The sequence below is a fragment of the Lacinutrix sp. Bg11-31 genome (assembly GCF_002831665.1).
GTDB lineage: Bacteria > Bacteroidota > Bacteroidia > Flavobacteriales > Flavobacteriaceae > Lacinutrix.
This window is the reverse complement of sequence record NZ_CP025118.1, coordinates 1,160,356-1,179,893: the sequence shown is the minus strand read 5'-3', so window position 1 is coordinate 1,179,893 and position 19,538 is coordinate 1,160,356. Positions and strand designations below refer to the sequence as shown.

Genomic DNA, 19,538 nt, shown 5'->3' with positions numbered 1-19,538 from the left:
AAAAAAGCGAACTTTAAGAAGTTCGCTTTTTTTATGCTTTATTATTTAAGACTAGATACTTAAAGAATCGAATAACTCGATTAATTTAGGACTAGAAGGTCTTGGAGCATCAGCAGAAACAATGTTTCCAGCTGGATCTATTAATATAAATCTTGGAATACCGTTAATACCGTAATCTTGAACAAACTTAGATTCCCAAGCTTTATCAGCTAATAATTGAATACCGCCTAATTCTTTATCTTTTACCATAGCTTTCCATTTATCGTAAGCATTTGCTGTATCTACAGATGTACTTACAAAAGCAATGTTTTTTCCATGGTATTGTTTTTCTACTTTTTGAAGTGAAGGAATTTCTGCCTTACAAGGTCCACACCAAGTTGCCCAAACATCTACATAAACATACTTACCTTTTAAATCTGAAAGAGATGTTGTGCCACCTTTATGGTTTTCGTAATTTTCGAAAGTTGGAGACGTTTTTCCCATTACTAAAGCTTGAGACTTTTCGTAATTTACTTTAATGTCTTCTTTTGTTTTATCGTCTGTAGTATTTTCGCTTAAAAACGTGTACATCTCGTTTAAACTAGTATTACCTGGAGATAATGCCATTTTTGCTAAGTATTCAACAATCTCATTTTTTAATGCCGGAATTTTTATGTCGCTAACAGATTGCAACAAAGATGGATTTAATTCGCTAATATCATCAATACCATCAAAAATAGGATTAAGAATACTTCCAAAAGCTAATTGCTGATAAGCTGAAGAGTTTTTATAATCTACTTCATTATCGTAAGTCATGGTTTTTAATTCTGAAGGTAAAAAATCTTCAGAAGCTTTAAAGTCTTCTATTTTAGCAAAATGACCATGTGCATTTTCATAATCATTTAATAAAGCGTAAGAATCGTATTGTAGATTTTTTAATTCAGCTGCAACAAAATTTGCATCTGCACTTTCAAGTTTATTAAGTGTTTCTATATTAACATCCTTTAAAGCATTCACTTTAGCTTTAAAATCGGATTCATTTAAAGAATAAAAAGCAGCAGCATCACCTCTTAAAGTTGCGTTGTTTTTATCTTTAGTTTTAAAATAATTATTTACTGTAGCAGTTGGACCTTCAAAAGAAAAACCATTAGCACTCTTATTAACAGTAACATTATCCCCATGTTTAAGATAAAGCGACGCTCTTTCTCTTCCAACAGAAATATTGTAAAAACCACTTTCAGCTACTCTTAAAGTATCTGCAAAAGTCCCATCTTCTGCAATATTAATTTCTTGTTTAAAGTCAATACCATTAATCATTGCCTTTTTAGCTGCTGGAGCATCCATTTTACCAGAAAGAACAACATAATCAATTTTTGGTTCTTGCTTACAAGCTACTGTTGCCAATACTGATAAACCTAATAATAATTTTTTCATTTTTTAGTAGTTAAATTTTAACCAAAAGTATGAGATTAAAAGAGATTTTCATAAACTATTAATATTATTTGCATAATAATTAACATTTACTCAACTTTGGTGGACTTTAAAATAATCCAATGAGCACATTCCATTATATATCATCAGAAAAACTAGACATTGTAACTATTTACAATATTTTTAAAGACAATAAGAAACTGAAATTGTCTAAGGAATCTATTCAAAAAATTAAAACGTGTAAAACGTATTTAGACAAGAAACTAAGTGAAGCCGATAAACCATTTTATGGTATAAATACTGGTTTTGGTTCTTTATATAATGTAGAAATTTCTAAGAAAGATTTAACTAAATTACAAGAGAATTTAGTGATGTCTCATGCGTGTGGAACAGGAGATCGTGTTCCAGAAAAAGTAGTAAAAGTAATGCTACTTTTAAAAATACAATCTTTAAGTTATGGACATAGTGGTGTGCAGTTAGATACTGTAAACCGATTAATTGACTTTTTTAATAATGATGTTTTTCCGTTTGTATTTACACAAGGCTCGCTTGGAGCTTCTGGAGATTTAGCACCTTTAGCACATTTAGCTTTACCATTAATAGGTAAAGGAAAAGTGGTACACGATAAAAAAGAAGTTAAAGCAAGTACAATACTAAAGAAGTTTGGTTGGGATCCTGTAAAACTCGAGGCTAAAGAAGGTTTAGCACTGTTAAACGGAACTCAATTTATGAGTGCCTATGGTGTCTATCTTTTATTAATGTCTCACAAAACATCTTATTTGGCAGATGTAATTGCAAGTATCTCGTTAGATGCTTTTGATGGTAGAATAGAACCTTTTCACGATTTGGTACACCAAGTACGTCCGCATCCTGGACAATTAAAAGTAGCAAGACGTTTTAATGAGTTTCTAAAAGGAAGTGAATTAATTACAAGAGAGAAAGAGCATGTTCAAGACCCTTATTCTTTTAGATGTATACCTCAAGTTCATGGAGCAACAAAGGATACTTTAGATTTTGTTGAACGCGTTATTTTAACCGAAATTAATTCGGTTACAGATAATCCTAATATTTTCCCTGAAGAAGATTTAATTATTTCTGGTGGAAATTTCCATGGTCAACCATTAGCATTAGCGCTCGATTATTTAAAGATCGCAATGGCCGAAATTGGTAATATTTCTGAACGCCGTGTGTTTCAATTAGTTTCTGGCTTACGAGGTTTGCCAGCATTTTTAGTAGATAATCCTGGTTTAAATTCTGGTTTTATGATTCCTCAATATACAGCAGCAAGTATTGTGAGTGCTAATAAACAGTTAGCAACTCCTGCAAGTGTAGATAGTATTGTGTCTAGTAATGGACAAGAAGACCATGTTAGTATGGGAGCAAATGCTGCAACACAAGCTTATAGATTAATTAAAAATGTAGAACGTGTAATTGCTATAGAATTAATGAATGCAAGTCAAGCTATAGCTTTTAGAAACCCATTAAAGACCTCTCCATTTTTAGAGTCTTTTTTAGAGTCTTATAGAAAAGAAGTGTCTTTTGTTACAAAAGACCGTGTATTACACGATGATATTGAAGCTTCAATTCAGTTTTTAAGTGATGTTGATGTCGAAATTGAAGAGTTGTTTTTGAATAATTATGGGATAGATAAACGTAATTAACCAATTAGTTTTCGCTAAAGCCTTTTTAAGTTTATTTCTATAACTGAAAGTATTTCTTAGAAATTAAAAATACAGCATTGTTTTAGTTAGTTAAATTCCTTTACAAATTTGTTTGCCCAAAGCTTTGCTTCATCTAAATCTCTATATATTTTAAAGGTTTTATTAAAAAACTGCCTTTCTATCTCAGCATTTTTTAAACCCATATGATTATTAGATACAATAGCAAAACCAACTAAATTTTCAATTTTAGAGGCTACTTTATATATCTTTGGATTTACCGAATACGAATTAATACGATGTATAATGTAAACAAAAGGTTTACCATTGAAATGGGACAATATGTTTTCTATTAACGTTTTACTTTCATCAATTGAAACTATGACTCCTTCTTTTGGAGTGTTAATAATATAATTTTCACATAACCGTACTTTGCAAAAACCTAAATCTTTAATCGTCATAAATCGTTTTATTCGTTTATAGTTATTGTTTGGTTAGCTTGGTTTTTTTTTGGCGTGCAAATGTACACAGTTTTATTAAAAAAACAATAATTTAAATTACTAATAATGAATTATTTACAATTGATTTATTGAATATATGCTAAGTGCATAAAATTAATGAACATCTTACAGTAATAATAAACACTTAGTTAGAATTCACTAATAATTATCAAAATAGTTTTCCAATTAAAGTATTATTTATTGCACTCTCTTTTTTTATACAACAGCAAAACAAATTAGATTATTTATTTTTTGTATTAAAAGATATTGCAGGATTAACAGCGTAAGAATTTACATGATTCGATATATAAACAAAATTCTTATTTTGGAAAAAGGTTTCATCGATATCAATAAGTAATTTGTTAGATTCCACGTCTACAGTCTCACCTTCATTTATAACCACAATTAAATAATTTTCATGTATTGTAACAGCACCAATATCTAGGTGAGATTTTTTTTGTTATGTTTTATAATATACTCAAAAAAGAGGTTATTTAATTTTCATTAAATAACCTCTTTTTTTCTAGCTTGTAAATAATTAAGATTCTGTAGACTTTTTAGCCTTTTCAATTTTAATTGTTATTTCATCAGTTTTAGTATCTAAATCCATAATAATTTTATCACCTTCACTTACATGAGAAGTAATTATTTCTTCAGCTAAAGCATCTTCAACATACTTTTGGATAGCCCTTTTTAAGGGTCTTGCTCCATATTGTTTATCGAAACCTTTTTCTGCAATGTAATCTTTAGCAGTATCTGTTAACTCTAATTCGTAACCAAGATCTTTAATACGAGTTAAAAGTTTTTCTAACTCTATATCTATAATCTTATTAATGTCTTCTTTTTCTAAAGAGTTAAATACTACTACATCATCAATTCTATTTAAAAATTCTGGTGCAAAAGATTTTTTTAAAGCATTCTGGATTACTGCACGAGCATTCGCATCTTCTTGAGATTTTTGAGATGCTGTACCAAATCCAATTCCTGTTCCAAAATCTTTTAGTTTACGAGCTCCAATATTAGAAGTCATAATAATGATGGTGTTTCTAAAATCAATTTTACGACCAAGAGAGTCTGTTAAATAACCATCATCCAATACTTGTAAAAGCATGTTAAAAACATCTGGATGGGCTTTTTCAATTTCATCTAAAAGAACAACTGCATAAGGTTTACGTCTTACTTTTTCTGTAAGTTGTCCACCTTCTTCGTAACCAACATATCCTGGAGGTGCACCTACTAAACGTGAGATAGCAAATTTCTCCATGTATTCACTCATGTCTATTCTAATAAGTGACTCTTCACTATCAAATAATTCACGAGATAACACTTTGGCTAATTGCGTTTTACCAACTCCTGTTTGGCCTAAGAATATAAATGAACCAATTGGCTTATTTGGGTCTTTTAGTCCAGCACGATTTCTCTGTATGGCTTTTACAACCTTTGCAACAGCTTCGTCTTGACCTATAACTTTACCACTAATAAGATCTGGCAATTCTGCAAGTTTATTACTTTCTTTTTGCGCAATTCTATTTACAGGAATACCTGTCATCATAGACACAACATCTGCAACATTATCTTCAGAAACTATTTCTTTATTTAGCTTAGTATCTTCTTCCCATTTTTCTTGGGCAATAGCTAACTCTTTTTCTAAACGTTTTTCGTCATCACGTAAACGTGCAGCTTCTTCATACTTCTGTTTTTTAACAACAGAATTCTTAGTCTCCTTAACTTCTTCAAGCTTTTTTTCAAGCTCAATAATTTGCTTAGGCACATCAATATTTGTAATGTGAACACGAGAGCCAGCTTCGTCTAAAGCATCAATAGCTTTATCTGGAAGAAAACGCTCTGTCATGTAGCGATCGGTAAGCTTCACACAAGCCTCTATTGCTTCATCTGTGTATTCTACGTTGTGATGTTCTTCGTATTTATCTTTAATATTATTAAGGATTTCTATAGTTTCTTCAACAGTAGTTGGCTCAACAATTACTTTTTGAAAACGACGCTCTAAAGCACCATCTTTCTCGATATATTGTCTGTATTCATCTAAAGTTGTTGCACCAATACATTGTATTTCTCCTCTTGCTAAAGCAGGTTTAAACATATTAGAAGCATCTAGACTTCCAGTTGCTCCACCAGCACCAACAATGGTGTGTATTTCATCTATAAACAAAATAACATCGTTATTTTTTTCAAGTTCGTTCATAACAGCTTTCATGCGCTCTTCAAATTGTCCTCTATACTTTGTTCCAGCAACTAAGCTAGCTAAATCAAGAGTAACAACACGTTTTCCAAAAAGGATACGAGACACTTTTTTACTAACAATCCTGTTTGCTAAACCTTCTGCAATGGCACTTTTACCAACTCCAGGCTCACCAATTAATAAAGGGTTGTTCTTTTTTCTACGAGATAAAATTTGCGATACACGCTCAATTTCTTTCTCACGTCCAACCACAGGATCTAATTTTCCTTCTTCTGCCATTGCAGTAAGATCGCGACCAAAGTTGTCTAAAACAGGTGTTTTAGACTTCTTGTTGCTCTTTCCTCCACTAGGTGTATTAAATATGTCTTTAGACTCGTTACCATCGTTTTCTTTAGAGCTGTCATCCTGAAAAGATTCTGATGTTGGTTCTATATAATTACTATCGTCGTTTGTAAGCATAGACTTAAATTTTTCTTTAACATTATCATAATCTACTTTAAGCTTATTTAAAAGCTTGGTCGTAGGATCGTTTTCATTTCTTAAAATGCACAGCAGTAAATGTGCTGTGTTAATAGAGGTGCTTTGAAATAGTTTAGCTTCTAAAAAAGTAGTTTTTAAAGCACGCTCTGCTTGCCTAGTTAGGTGTAGGTTTTTTTTGTCAGTAGAGGTAATGGTAACATTGGGATTTGCTGGGCTTAATATTTCGACTTTTCGTCTTAAATGATTTAAATCAATATCTAAGGCATTTAATATATTTATCGCTTTTCCGTTTCCATCTCTTAATAAACCAAGCATAAGGTGTTCGGTCCCAATAAAATCATGACCTAAGCGAAGCGCTTCTTCTTTGCTGTAAGCTATTACATCTTTTACTCTTGGTGAAAAATTATCATCCATATAGTTGTTCCTTTTCGTCAATAAATTTAGTGAATCATACTATCAATGGCAAAAACTATTCCTTAAATAATTATTAAATAATATGAAGATAGCTAATAGACAAAAAAAAGTTTATAACATCAAAACAATTAACAAGATAGTTATTAACGAAAAAGGGTATGCAAATTGTTAATAAAAACTCTCAAAAAGTAAGCATAAAGACCTACCGTTACTAATGAAATAATTATATTAGCGCGTTAGGAAATAACTATAAAAATTTAATTAAGATTATATATGGCAGAAGGCGAAAAAGTGATTCCAATTAATATTGAAGATGAAATGAAATCGGCTTACATTGATTATTCAATGTCAGTCATTGTGTCACGTGCTTTACCAGACGTAAGAGATGGTTTAAAACCAGTACACAGACGTGTACTTTATGGTATGCATGAACTGGGTGTTAGAGCAAACAGTGCACATAAAAAGTCTGCAAGAATTGTTGGTGAAGTTTTAGGTAAGTATCATCCACATGGTGATACATCTGTTTACGATGCAATGGTTCGTATGGCTCAAGAATGGAGTTTACGTTATATGCTTGTCGATGGACAAGGTAACTTTGGTTCTGTAGATGGAGATAGTCCAGCAGCAATGCGTTATACAGAAGCAAGAATGCGTAAGATATCAGAGGATATGCTTGCAGATATTGATAAAGAAACAGTAGACCATAAATTAAACTTTGATGATACTTTAGAAGAGCCAACAGTGCTTCCAACACGTATTCCTGGTTTATTAGTAAATGGGGCTTCTGGTATTGCAGTAGGTATGGCAACAAATATGCCGCCTCACAATTTAACTGAAGTTGTTGATGGAACTATTGCTTACATCGATAATAATGATATAGAGATTGATGAGTTAATTACACATATTAAAGCACCAGATTTTCCAACAGGTGGAACAATTTATGGTTATGATGGTGTTAAGGAAGCTTTTCATACAGGACGTGGACGAATTGTCATGCGTGCAAATGCTAATATTGAAGAGGTTCAAGGTAGAGAATGTGTTATTGTAACAGAAATTCCTTACCAAGTGAACAAGGCAGACATGATTAAAAAAACTGCCGACTTAGTAAACGATAAGAAACTTGAAGGTATCTCGACCATTAGAGATGAGTCTGACAGAAACGGAATGCGTATTGTTTACGTTTTAAAACGTGATGCAATACCTAACATCGTTTTAAATAAATTATACAAATACACAGCATTACAATCGTCTTTTAGTGTCAATAATATTGCATTAGTAAAAGGACGTCCGCAATTATTGAACTTAAAACAATTAATTCAATATTTCGTAGAACACAGGCATGAGGTTGTTGTAAGACGTACAACTTACGAATTACGAAAAGCCGAAGAACGTGCGCATATCTTAGAAGGTTTAATTATTGCTTCAGATAATATAGATGAAGTAATAAAAATTATTAGAGCATCTTCTAATGGAGATGAAGCACGTAATAATTTAATTGAACGTTTTAAATTATCAGAGATTCAAGCGAAAGCTATTGTCGAAATGCGTCTGCGTCAATTAACAGGACTAGAACAAGACAAGCTTCGTAATGAGTTTGACGAAATAATGAAAACGATTATAGACCTAAAAGATATTTTAGGTGATGAAGCGCGCAGAATGTCTATTATTAAGGAAGAACTAGTTGTTATTCGTGATAAATATGGAGATGAGCGTCGTTCTGTAATAGAATATGCTGGTGGAGACTTAAGTATTGAAGACATGATTCCAGATGAAAAAGTAGTGATTACTATTTCTCATGCAGGATATATTAAACGTACTTCTCTATCAGAATACAAAACACAAAATAGAGGAGGAGTTGGACAAAAAGCTTCGACTACGCGTAACGAAGATTTCTTAGAACATTTATTTGTTGGTACAAACCACCAATACATGTTATTCTTTACACAAAAAGGAAAGTGTTTCTGGATGCGTGTTTACGAAATTCCAGAAGGATCTAAGACTTCAAAAGGTAGAGCAATCCAAAACCTAATAAATATTGAGCAGGATGACAAAGTAATGGCATTTATTTGTACTCAAGATTTAAAAGATGAAGATTATGTAAATAGTCATTACGTAATTATGGCTACTAAAAAAGGTCAAGTTAAAAAGACTTCTTTAGAGCAATATTCTAGACCAAGAACTAATGGTATTAACGCTATTACTATTAAGGAAGGGGATACTTTATTAGAAGCGAAGTTAACAACTGGTGAAAGCCAAGTGATGTTAGCATTAAAATCTGGGAAAGCTATTAGATTCGAAGAAGCTAAAACAAGACCAATGGGACGTGGAGCATCTGGAGTAAGAGGTATTAGACTGCAAGACGAGAAAACCGATGAAGTTATTGGAATGATTGCTGTAGACGATATGGAAAGTAATATTCTTGTAGTTTCAGAAAATGGTTATGGTAAACGTTCTAGTTTAGAAGATTACCGTATTACCAATAGAGGCGGAAAAGGAGTGAAAACAATATCTGTTACCGAAAAAACAGGTAATTTAGTATCTATCAAGAATGTAACAGATGAAGATGATTTAATGATTATCAATAAATCTGGTATTGCAATTAGAATGGCAGTTGCAGATTTACGTGTTATGGGTAGAGCAACACAAGGTGTGAAACTTATTAACCTTAAAGGAAAAGATTCTATTGCAGCAGTAGCTAAAGTTATGCACGAAGAGGATGAGATTGAGTTAGACGAAGATGGAAATGTAATAATTCCTGAAGGCGCTGAAAGCACTGATGATTCTGAAAACGGCACGACTGTTGATTCTAATGAAGAAGAATAAATAATTTAAAACTTAATTCCGGTCAGGAATATAAAAACTTAAACTAATGAAAAAACAACTAATCTTTACACTAGCCTTATTAATAACTCTTTTTTCTTTTGGACAAAAGAAAGAATTGAAAACTTTAGAAAAGGCTGTTAAAAACAACAATTTTGCAGAAGCTAAAGTCGCAGCAACTACATTAGAATCTATGCTTGGTAGTATGGACGATAAAACGAAGTCTAAATTCTATTTTAATAGAGCTAAGGCATTATATGCTAATGGAACTGGTAATATTGCCGATTTTGATACTGCTTTCGTTGATTTAACTAAAGTTGATAGTAAGTATGTAAGTGATATAGCAGATACAAAAAAGTTTATTCAAAACGAATTACTTTTGAAAGCCAATGAAATCTATACTAATGGTAATTACACTGAAGCATCTAGTATGTTTTCAATGTTATATAAATTAGTGCCAGAAGATCAGTCTTACTTATATTTTGCAGCAGTAAGTGCTATTCAAGGACAAGATTTTGATTCAGCTTTAAAGCATTATATAGCTTTAAAAGATCTTGGTTATACAGGAGCTAACAAAGAGTACTTTGCTATAAACAAAGAAACTGGTGAAGAAGAAATTTTAGACAAAGGAACTCGTGACTTATTTGTAAAAACAGCTAAAACGCATATTAGTCCTGGTGAAAGAATGACAGAATCTAAAGCTGCAGAAATAGCTAATAAAATTGCATTAATATATGTTAGTCAAGATAAAAATGAGAAAGCTTTAGAAGCTATAAAAGAAGCTAGAGCTATTGACCCTTCTAATACAGATTTAATTCTTACTGAAGCTAACGTACAAATTAAATTAGGAAATACTGATGCATATGGAGAACTAATAAAACAAGCTATATCTAATGATCCAAATAACGTAGATTTACTTTATAATTTAGGAGTTATATCTTCAAAAGCAGGAAATGCTAAAGAAGCTAGAGTGTATTATGAAAAAGTTCTTAGTATTAAACCAGATTACCTAAATGCATTAAAGAACATATCTGCTTTAATTTTAGAAGAAGAAACGTCTATTGTAAAAGAAATGAATAATTTAGGAAATTCGGCTTCTGATAATAAAAAATACGATGAATTAAAAGCTAAACGTATAACTGTTTATAAAGATGCTGTACCTTATTTAGAAGGAGTGTTAAAAGTTGATTCTACTGATATTGCATTTGCAAAAACATTAGCAAATATATATAGTGCAATTAGTGAAACAGAAAAAGCTAAAGCTTTGAAAGTGAAATTTGGATTATAAAAATCTAAATTTATTGCAAAACAAACCTGAAGTAAATACTTCAGGTTTTTTTTGTTAAATAAATTGAATATTTATTCCATTGAATAAAAATATTGCTCACTAGCAATCTTTCCCTTTTTAATTTCATAAACACAAACTTCTTCCATTTTCTGTCTTCCACGTTCTTTAAAAGTGCAATCGAAACCCATTTTTGCAGTAAAAAAATTTCCAGCAACAATTGGTTCTCCTATTTCGCTTGCATGAAAATTTTCTACACTTTCAAGCCATTGCTTACTTTTATTCCAAACGTTTTGCTTTCCAGAAATAACTTCACCAGGCATTCCAGGCATTTCTCTACTTACTACGTTTTCGGCATACAGTTCGTTTATACATTCTAAGTTTTTACCTTCTTCGCACATCTGTTTCCATTTCGAGGCTACTTCTTTAGTATTCATTGCTTTATGTTTTATAAGTTGAATTATAAAGTTAGTAAAAAAATACAATATGCATTTATAGAATTACGAAACAGCCTCTTTATAAACTCTTAAGCAACGTTCTCTAGCTTCTTTGTGATCTACAATTTGAGTAGCATAAGTAAGTTCTTGATATTCTGGAACCCATTTTTTTATATAGTCGTGTTGTTTATCGAATTTTTCGATTTGAGTAGTTGGATTAAAGATTCTAAAGTATGGAGCAGCATCTACACCACAACCTGCAACCCACTGCCAGTTACCAATATTGCTAGACATATCATAATCGTGTAGCTTTAATGCAAAATAGGCTTCACCAAAACGCCAATCTATTAATAAATGCTTACATAAAAAACTACCAACAAGCATACGTACACGATTATGCATAAAGCCAGTTGCGTTTAATTGTCGCATTCCTGCATCTACCAAAGGATAACCAGTTTTGCCTTCACACCATGCTTTAAATTCGGTTTCGTTGTTACGCCATTCTATGCGTTCATATTTTGGTTTAAAACTGTCTTTAGCTGTGTGTGGAAAGTGCCATAGTATTTGCATAAAAAACTCTCGCCAAATTAACTCTTTTAGAAAGGTAATATTTTGTTGTTTTGAAGCTTCATCTACCATTTTACGAATACTTACGGTTCCAAAACGTAAATGTGGACCTAATTTAGAAGTATTATCTTGTGCAGGAAAGTTTCGTGTTGTTTCGTAATCTGCAATTAGAGTAGGTGTAACTGTATAGTGTTCTACTTTAACTTTAGCTTCTTGAAAACCAATGTCTTTTAAACTTAAATTTGGCAATTCTGAATTTTGTAATGTATTATTGAGTAGTTCTTCCGAAGGAAAAAACAGCAACCCATTTCTTCTAAATTCATCTATCCATACACGAGAAAAAGGTGTGTAAACTCTATAAGGTGTACCATCTTTTTTTACAATCTCGTTACGTTCAAAAATTACTTGATCTTTAAATGTTTTAAAATCAATTTTATTGGTTGTTAAAAGTGTTTCTATTTGCTTATCTCTAGAAAGTGCGTAAGGTTCGTAATCTCTATTAGTATAAATAGATTCTATAGAATAGATTTCAATTAATTGTTTAAATATTATTTCTGGTGTGCCATAATATATAGCGATACTTGAGTTGTATTCTTTTTTAAGAGTGTCTTGCATTGCTTGTAAACTTTCATGTATAAAAGTAAGGCGTGCATCATTTTTAGGGAGTTTACTTAATATCGTTTCATCGAAAATAAAGATTGGTAATACTGGTTTACCTGCTTTTAGAGCTTCATAAAAACCATGATTATCTTCTAAACGTAAATCTCTTCTAAACCAAAATATGTTTATGGGTTGTTTCATATTTAATATTTCCCGAATAATTCTTCTAACTTTTGTGTTCGATATTTAAAAATCTCTTCCAATTTTGGTCTTACTAAAATGGGATTAACCATTTGCCCTAAAATACCCATAGGTACTTTGTAATCTATTATATCTTCCATTTCAACACCACCTTCAATTTCCTTAATAAAGTGTTTGTGATGCCATAAAGCGTAAGGACCAAAGCGTTGTTCGTCTACAAAATATTCACCATCTACAACATGAGTAATTTCTGTAACCCATTTAGTTTTAATCCCTAAAACAGGTGTAACTATGTATTGAATTATTTGTCCAGCATACATTGGCCTATCTGCTCCCGAAAGTATGTCGAATCCCATATAATCTGGAGTAATAGTTTTTAAGTTTTTTGGACTTGACAAAAAAGCCCAAGCTTGCTCTTTGGTAATTGGTAAGTTTTGCTTTTTATGGAATGTGTATATTTTCATTTTAAAATTTGTTTTTTTATTTCCGCGAAAGCGAAAAATCACTTTAATTATAAAATAATATGTAAGCGTTTAATGAGGTTGCGATTAGGAGCCAAATCATGTACGGTAAAAGGAGATAGCTTTTGCTTTTCATCGTTTTTAAATTACTAAAGAAAAAGGTAAAAACAACCACTGTTAAGGCAGATATAATAACCAAGCCTAAAGAGACTAAATGCTGATTAAAAAATATATAGTTCCATATTACGTTTAAAAATACTTGTATAGCGAAAGCTAATCTTAACTTATTACTATCTGCTTTTAAAAATAAGTAGCTTAAATAAACAGAAAAAGAAATCATTATTAAAGTCCACGCAACTCCAAAAACCCAACCTGGAGGCGTCCAAGGTGCTTGGTTTAGTGATTGATACCAAGTGGTCATTGGTCCGTTATCCATTAACCAGCTACCAAAAGCGAGGCTTCCAAAATTTATGATTAGAAAGAAGATAATGTATTTTACAAACTTCATATTTATTATTTTAAGGCCATTATTTTATCTTGTATGGCTTCTGCTTCAGCCATTTTAGCATCGCTAGCACTACGATTCGATTTAGAGAGATTAAAAGATTCTTTTAATAATTTCTCATATTGCTTTTGAAGTTTTTCTGCTTCAGTTGTTTTTTTAAATAATCCGAACATAATCTTTATTTTAAGTGTTTAGTTATTTTAACGTTTGTAGGTTTTGTAGTAGAAAAATAGTAATCGATTAATTTTCCTTCAGAATTTACTAAATATTTTTGAAAATTCCACTTTACAATAGAGCTAGAAACTCCATTTTTACTCTTTTGTGTCAGCCACTTATATAGTGGATGTATGTTACTGCCTTTAACTTCTGTTTTTTCAGAAATTAAAAAAGTGACACCATAATTTACTTCACAAAAGGTCTCTATTTCTTTAGTATTTCCAGGTTCTTGTTTGCCAAATTGATTACAAGGCACTCCAATAATTACTAATTTTTCTTTATATGCATCATGCAATTCTTGCAGATCTTTATACTGAGGAGTGAAACCACATTTAGAAGCTACATTGACAAATAAAAGATGTTTGCCTTTAAAATTGGAAAGCACAATAGGTTTACCGTTTATGCCATTAATTTCTATATTGTAAATAGATTGGAGACTATTTATGTTGTCTGTTTCTTTTGAGAATAATGTACGTGCAAATATTTTGAATGGATTCATAGTTATATTTTAAAGCTAACAATACCACAATCCATTTGAAAAATTTGACCTGATATTGATGCTGCTTTTTCCGAGGTTAAAAATTCTGCCATTGTTGCAACTTCTTCTGGATTTAAAAACTTTTTAAGAGGATGACGTTCTGTAATATTCTCAATCATTTTTTCATTCCGTAATAATTTTGCTGCTAGATCTGTATTAGTTACAGTAGGCGCAATAGCATTAACTCGAATTGTTGGTGCTAACTCTGCTCCTAATGATTTGGTTAAACCTTCCACAGCAGATTTTGCAGCTGCAACACTAGCATGATATGGCATTCCTAATTTAGCAGCGACTGTACTAAATAGTAGGATAGAAGGTGCATTTCCATTCTTTAATAAAGGTAAATATTTTTGAATTGCTTTTACTGCACCAATTACGTTTATTTCAAAATCTTCTCTAAAATTTTCGAGTTTTAATCTAGAAATTGGCTTTAAATTAATACTTCCTGGACAGTAGATTAAAGTATCTATTGCTTCTATTTCTGGAAGTTCATCACTTAAAACATCACAGCTGTAATGCGTTAAGTTTTTATGTTTTATTTCTGGTTCAGTTCTACTAATATTAAATACTTTATTGTCTCCAATTAGATTGTTAACTATTGCGTTTCCAATACCTTTACTTCCGCCTATTATTACTATGTTTTTCATTTTGAATAATGATTTTATATTATAGATACAATTTTAATAAACACAATCTATTCTAATATTGCGCACGACAAATGAGTCGTTTATATTTATTTTAATCTCTAAGGTAATTTTGTAATTCTGTTATTTTAGCTTGTGTTTTAAAAGCACCTCCATAATAAGAAGTTACTGTTGACGAAGTCTCATCTTTAATTCCTCTTGAGGATACACATAAATGTTTAGCATCTATAATAACAGCTACATTTTCTGTCTTTAGAATCGTTTTTAATTCGTTTGCTATTTGATTTGTTAAACGTTCTTGCACTTGAGGTCGATTTGCAAAATATTGAACAATTCTATTTAATTTAGAAAGACCAATAACCTTACCCGAAGAAATATAAGACACATGTGCTTTACCTATTATTGGTACAAAATGATGTTCGCAATTTGAGTAAAACGTGATGTTTTTTTCTACCAGCATCTGGTTATATTGATACTTATTATCAAATAAAGTAATTGCTGGTTTATTTGCAGGGTTTAGTCCAGAGAAAATTTCTTCAACATACATTTTAGCAACTCGTTTAGGGCTTCCTTTTAAAGAATCGTCTGTTAAATCCATGCCTAAAACATCCATTATTTTACTAAATAATTCTTCTATTTTTTCTTTTTTCTCAGTGTCAGAAATATCAAAAGCATCAGCTCTCATTGGCGTATTTAAACCTGTAAACCAATGGTCATCTCCAATATCTGCATTAGATCCTCCGTTTAAAACCTTATTGGTTTCTTCTTTAAGTAAATTTAAATTAGTCTTGTTCATAGCAATATTTATCTCTTACTTATTTTATTATGTGTTATTTGCTTCTGTCTAGAACATTTAAAACGGCCATCTTCAAAGTTTCTATTTTTAGAATGTTTTGTTTTTCTACCTTGAACTCTAGCGCGCCACATTCTAAAACTACTGGACTTCATTTCTTTACGCATGAGCTCGATAACTTCCTGCTCTTTAATACCAAACTGAAACGTTATAGCATCAAAAGGCGTTCTATCTTCCCAAGCCATCTCTATAATGCGATCAATGTCTTCGATAGTGAAATTTTCTGGGCTATTTGGTTTGGAAATTATTCTGTTCATCAAATTTTATTTTTTCATTTAAAAGTGTATCAAAAAACAATGTATTCTCTTTAGGCACTTGCAAGCTTCCTTATCATGCCATTAAATATGAAACCATGAAATGGCAATACGCTATACCAATATAATCTTCCGGCTAAACCTTTTGGCCTAAAAACAGCACGTTGGTATACTTTTCCTTTAGCTACTCTAAATTCTAGCCATGCTTCTCCGGGAAGCTTCATTTCGGCAAAAAGTAGTAAGCGTTTATTTTCTTCATCTATTAAAAGTACCCGCCAAAAGTCTAAAGCATCGCCAGTTTTAATGGTGTCTTTATTTGTGCGACCTCTTCTAAGGCCAATACCTCCAAATAATTTATCAATAAAACCACGAATTTTCCATAAAGCAGTTCCGTAGTACCAGCCATTATTACCACCTATTGCACATATTTTTACAAATGTGCGTTCTTCATCTAAAACCTTACGTTCTTTTACATCTTTAAAACAACCATATTTTGGAACATTAATGTACTTGGCAGACACTCGTTTTCTACTTCGACTGCTTGCAAAAGAGTCTTTCCAGCTAGAAATAATACTATTTTGTTTAATTTTTACAAAAGCAAATTTTAAAGCTTTTTCATAACTCATCGGATGAACACCTAATAAGACATTGATATCACTAGCTTTACCAATAATCTCAACTCCCATACTATTTACCAAAGTTCTTGCTAACTTGTAAGACGTAGAGGTAACAAAGTATAACCAATAACTAGACAACTGTGGAGTCATTATAGGAAATGTAATAATAGTTCTTTTTAGGTTTCTTGATTTGGCAAACCTTAATAGTAACTCTTTATAAGTTAAAATTTCTGGACCAAAAATATCGTAAGAATTATTATATAACCTTTGGTCACCCAAACTACGAGTTAAAAAAGCAAGGACATCTCTAATAGCAATTGGTTGGGTTTTTGTATTTAACCATTTGGGTGCTACCATAATAGGAAGTTTTTCTACTAAATCTCTAATAATTTCGAAAGAACTACTTCCAGAACCAACAATAATTCCTGCTTTAAAAACAGTTAAACCATATTTTGTTGATACTAATGTATTTTCTACATTTTTACGTGAAAGTAGGTGTTTAGATAGTTTGGTATCATTAGTAATACCACTTAGATAGATAACTTGTTTACAGTTTGTTTTTTCTATTGCGTTCTTGAAGTTTACAGCGCAATCTTTCTCCATTTGTTGGAAATGAGAAACAGAATTAGACATAGAGTGAATTAAATAATAAGCAGCATCTATATCTTTTGGAATGTTTTCTAAAGTCTCTTTGTTTAAAAAATCGACTTCAACAACTTGAATTTTATTTTCTTCGCTGTAGCGTTTTTCTGTTCTTAGCTTACCTCTTACAGCACAAATTACAGTATGACCTTGCTCTATAAGTAACGGAATAATACGTTTCCCTATATAACCTGTTGCACCTGTAACTAATATTTTCATGGTTTTTTAAATTAGTAATAATTATCTAATAATTAACTATTTACGACTTAGGCCTTTGGTAAGTTAACCTTTCTTTTAATTTTGGAAACGTATAACCATCTAGTCCATTAATGGCAGCAACTTTTGCTTCAGATAGATTTATAAAACCATCTTCAGTCACAATATTTTCATTTATATAAAGTCCTTGAATTTCACCTAAAACCAAAATGGTTCCATTTTCTTTTATATTATATTCTCCAACAAATTTCATTTCTAATTGAATAGGAGCGTCCTTTACAAAAGGAGCAAAGCAGTTTTCTCTATATTCTGAAATTAGGTTTGTTTTATCAAACTCTGAAATACTTGAATCGTATTTAGCTGAAGTATGATGTGCGTCTTCAAAATTAGATTCATTTACATGATTTAGAGTATAAGTTCCTGTTGTTTTTATGTTTTCGTAGGTATCTCTGGTAACTGTTGTTGGTCTACAAAAGAAACTTAAAATTGGAGGATTAGAACCAACATGAGTTACAGAACTAAAAACCGCAACGTTTTCAATTCCATCTTTTGATTTTGTGCCTATTAAGTTTGCAGACTTAAATCCTGAGCAACTATTAATCAGGTTTATTTTGTATAAATGCTGTAAATTATTAATATCGTCTAGACTAAAATATTGCATTTATAAAGTTTTATAATTATTGATTTTAATATCCTGTGCTTTTAGATCGAACATTAAATTATACAAGCCAAAGAACGTACGATTGATGTAGATAAAATGTTTAGAACCTCTATTACCATTCATTTTACGCAACTCAGCACTCTTACTGTATTTCTGACCTAATTCTGTTATTTTACCAAAAAATTCAGGATCGGAAAAATCAAATGTTTCACTTTGTAAAGGCTGTGTGAAGAGACTTAACATTTCATGAAATAGGCTTCTGAAAAAGGCTAATTCTTCAGGAGAATCGTCTTCACGTAAAATCTCTAATTGATACATTTTGGTATCGAAAATTTCGGCATTGTCTATGCTTTCTCTCTTTGCTAATTCAAAATAGGGAACATAAAACTCTTCTGGTATGGTTTTCATACATCCAAAGTCTAAAGCAATTAGTTCCACTTCTTTCGAAATTAAGAAATTACCAGGATGCGGATCTGCATGTACTTTTTTTAACTCGTGCATTTGAAACATATAGAAATCCCAAAGTGCTTGACCTATTTTATTTGCTTTTTCTTGATCGGTGTTGTAGGCAGTAAACTCGCTTAAATGTTCACCATCCATCCAATCCATAGTAATTATTCTTTCGGAAGATAATTCTTCATAATACTCTGGAAATTTTAAATTTGAAATGTGTTTACAAGCAGCTACTATTTCCTTACTTTGAGCTATTTCAAGAATATAATTAGTTTCTTCAACCAATTTATTCTCTACTTCTTTAAAGTATTTGTCGCTGTCTTTTCCTTTAATATTAAACATTTGGATTGCAATAGGTTTTACCATTGCCAAATCACTAGAAATACTATCTGCGACACCAGGATATTGAATTTTCACAGCAAGCTTCTTCCCATCTTTTTCTGCTAAATGCACTTGACCAATACTGGCAGCATTAACAGACGTTGAATTAAAGGTGTCGTAGATTTCATTAGGCAATTTGCCAAAGTATTTCTTAAATGTTTTAATTACTAAAGGAGCAGAAAGTGGTGGTACAGAAAATTGCGCAAGAGAAAATTTTTCCACATAAGCTTGTGGTAAAATACTCTTTTCCATACTTAGCATTTGTGCCACTTTTAGTGCACTTCCTTTAAGTTTTTTTAGTCCGTCGTATATATCTTCAGCATTATTCTCGTTTAAACGAGACTTTGCTTCTTCTTCGGTTTTTGTTAATTTATCTCCATAGTATTTAAGATAGTTAACGCCAACTTTAGCACCTGTTTGCACAAGCTTTGAAGCACGCTGAATTTTTGATGTTGGTATTTTGTCTATTGTTTTCAATAGTTTGTGTTTTATCTTTTTTAGGAATTAGAAATAGATTCTTAGTTT

General features: G+C 31.3%; 18 protein-coding genes. 3 read left to right on the top strand and 15 right to left on the bottom strand.

Features of this window, described 5'->3' with window-relative positions; genetic code table 11:
- Positions 1-51 precede the first annotated feature (51 nt).
- Positions 52-1,413 carry a TlpA disulfide reductase family protein gene (locus CW733_RS05345; protein WP_100996221.1) on the bottom strand — a complete coding sequence of 454 codons (1,362 nt, stop codon included), beginning with the start codon at positions 1,411-1,413 and terminating at the stop codon, positions 52-54.
- Positions 1,414-1,532: 119 nt separating this feature from the next.
- Here CW733_RS05345 and hutH point away from each other — a divergent pair, with 119 nt between their 5' ends.
- A complete protein-coding gene (gene hutH, locus CW733_RS05340) occupies positions 1,533-3,071 on the top strand; it encodes a histidine ammonia-lyase (RefSeq protein WP_100996220.1) in 1,539 nt (512 codons plus the stop codon).
- Positions 3,072-3,157: 86 nt separating this feature from the next.
- Here hutH and CW733_RS05335 read toward each other — a convergent pair whose 3' ends face one another.
- Both CW733_RS05335 and CW733_RS05330 read right to left on the bottom strand, forming a co-directional pair.
- Positions 3,158-3,529, bottom strand: coding sequence for a hypothetical protein (locus CW733_RS05335; protein WP_100996219.1), 372 nt, complete (start codon positions 3,527-3,529; stop codon positions 3,158-3,160).
- A 577-nt stretch (positions 3,530-4,106) separates the two neighbouring features.
- Positions 4,107-6,662: an ATP-dependent Clp protease ATP-binding subunit gene (locus CW733_RS05330; protein ID WP_100996218.1), complete on the bottom strand. Its 2,556-nt coding sequence runs from the start codon at positions 6,660-6,662 to the stop codon at positions 4,107-4,109.
- A 273-nt stretch (positions 6,663-6,935) separates the two neighbouring features.
- Here CW733_RS05330 and gyrA point away from each other — a divergent pair, with 273 nt between their 5' ends.
- Both gyrA and CW733_RS05320 read left to right on the top strand, forming a co-directional pair.
- Entirely contained in the window at positions 6,936-9,485 is a 2,550-nt protein-coding gene (gyrA, locus tag CW733_RS05325; RefSeq protein ID WP_100996217.1) for a DNA gyrase subunit A, read from the top strand.
- Between the two features lie 46 nt (positions 9,486-9,531).
- Positions 9,532-10,770 (top strand): tetratricopeptide repeat protein, encoded by a 1,239-nt coding sequence (locus CW733_RS05320; protein WP_100996216.1) that lies wholly within the window; start codon positions 9,532-9,534, stop codon positions 10,768-10,770.
- A gap of 71 nt (positions 10,771-10,841) precedes the next feature.
- Here CW733_RS05320 and CW733_RS05315 read toward each other — a convergent pair whose 3' ends face one another.
- The 12 genes from CW733_RS05315 to CW733_RS05265 all read right to left on the bottom strand — a co-directional run bounded on the left by CW733_RS05315 (position 10,842) and on the right by CW733_RS05265 (position 19,490).
- Entirely contained in the window at positions 10,842-11,204 is a 363-nt protein-coding gene (locus CW733_RS05315) for a SnoaL-like domain-containing protein (protein WP_100996215.1), read from the bottom strand.
- A 63-nt stretch (positions 11,205-11,267) separates the two neighbouring features.
- Positions 11,268-12,572 (bottom strand): deoxyribodipyrimidine photo-lyase, encoded by a 1,305-nt coding sequence (locus tag CW733_RS05310; RefSeq protein WP_100996214.1) that lies wholly within the window; start codon positions 12,570-12,572, stop codon positions 11,268-11,270.
- Between the two features lie 2 nt (positions 12,573-12,574).
- Positions 12,575-13,036, bottom strand: a complete 462-nt coding sequence (locus CW733_RS05305) for an SRPBCC family protein (protein ID WP_100996213.1) — start codon at positions 13,034-13,036, stop codon at positions 12,575-12,577.
- Positions 13,037-13,079: 43 nt separating this feature from the next.
- Positions 13,080-13,541 carry a TspO/MBR family protein gene (locus CW733_RS05300; RefSeq protein WP_100996212.1) on the bottom strand — a complete coding sequence of 154 codons (462 nt, stop codon included), beginning with the start codon at positions 13,539-13,541 and terminating at the stop codon, positions 13,080-13,082.
- Between the two features lie 5 nt (positions 13,542-13,546).
- The gene (locus tag CW733_RS16415; protein ID WP_157811541.1) at positions 13,547-13,711 is read right to left on the bottom strand and encodes a Lacal_2735 family protein; all 165 of its coding nucleotides are present in this window, start codon (positions 13,709-13,711) and stop codon (positions 13,547-13,549) included.
- A gap of 5 nt (positions 13,712-13,716) precedes the next feature.
- Complete coding sequence (locus CW733_RS05295) at positions 13,717-14,253, bottom strand: glutathione peroxidase (protein ID WP_100996211.1); 537 nt, start codon at positions 14,251-14,253, stop codon at positions 13,717-13,719.
- Positions 14,254-14,255: 2 nt separating this feature from the next.
- Complete coding sequence (locus tag CW733_RS05290) at positions 14,256-14,939, bottom strand: SDR family NAD(P)-dependent oxidoreductase (RefSeq protein ID WP_100996210.1); 684 nt, start codon at positions 14,937-14,939, stop codon at positions 14,256-14,258.
- A gap of 91 nt (positions 14,940-15,030) precedes the next feature.
- Entirely contained in the window at positions 15,031-15,732 is a 702-nt protein-coding gene (gene folE, locus CW733_RS05285) for a GTP cyclohydrolase I FolE (protein WP_100996209.1), read from the bottom strand.
- Positions 15,733-15,740: 8 nt separating this feature from the next.
- A complete protein-coding gene (locus tag CW733_RS05280; protein WP_100996208.1) occupies positions 15,741-16,046 on the bottom strand; it encodes a TIGR03643 family protein in 306 nt (101 codons plus the stop codon).
- Between the two features lie 50 nt (positions 16,047-16,096).
- Positions 16,097-17,521, bottom strand: coding sequence for an SDR family oxidoreductase (locus CW733_RS05275; RefSeq protein ID WP_100996207.1), 1,425 nt, complete (start codon positions 17,519-17,521; stop codon positions 16,097-16,099).
- A 40-nt stretch (positions 17,522-17,561) separates the two neighbouring features.
- On the bottom strand, positions 17,562-18,179 hold the full coding sequence (locus tag CW733_RS05270; protein WP_100996206.1) for a flavin reductase family protein: 618 nt from the start codon (positions 18,177-18,179) through the stop codon (positions 17,562-17,564).
- Entirely contained in the window at positions 18,180-19,490 is a 1,311-nt protein-coding gene (locus CW733_RS05265; RefSeq protein WP_100996205.1) for an AarF/ABC1/UbiB kinase family protein, read from the bottom strand.
- Positions 19,491-19,538 lie beyond the last annotated feature (48 nt).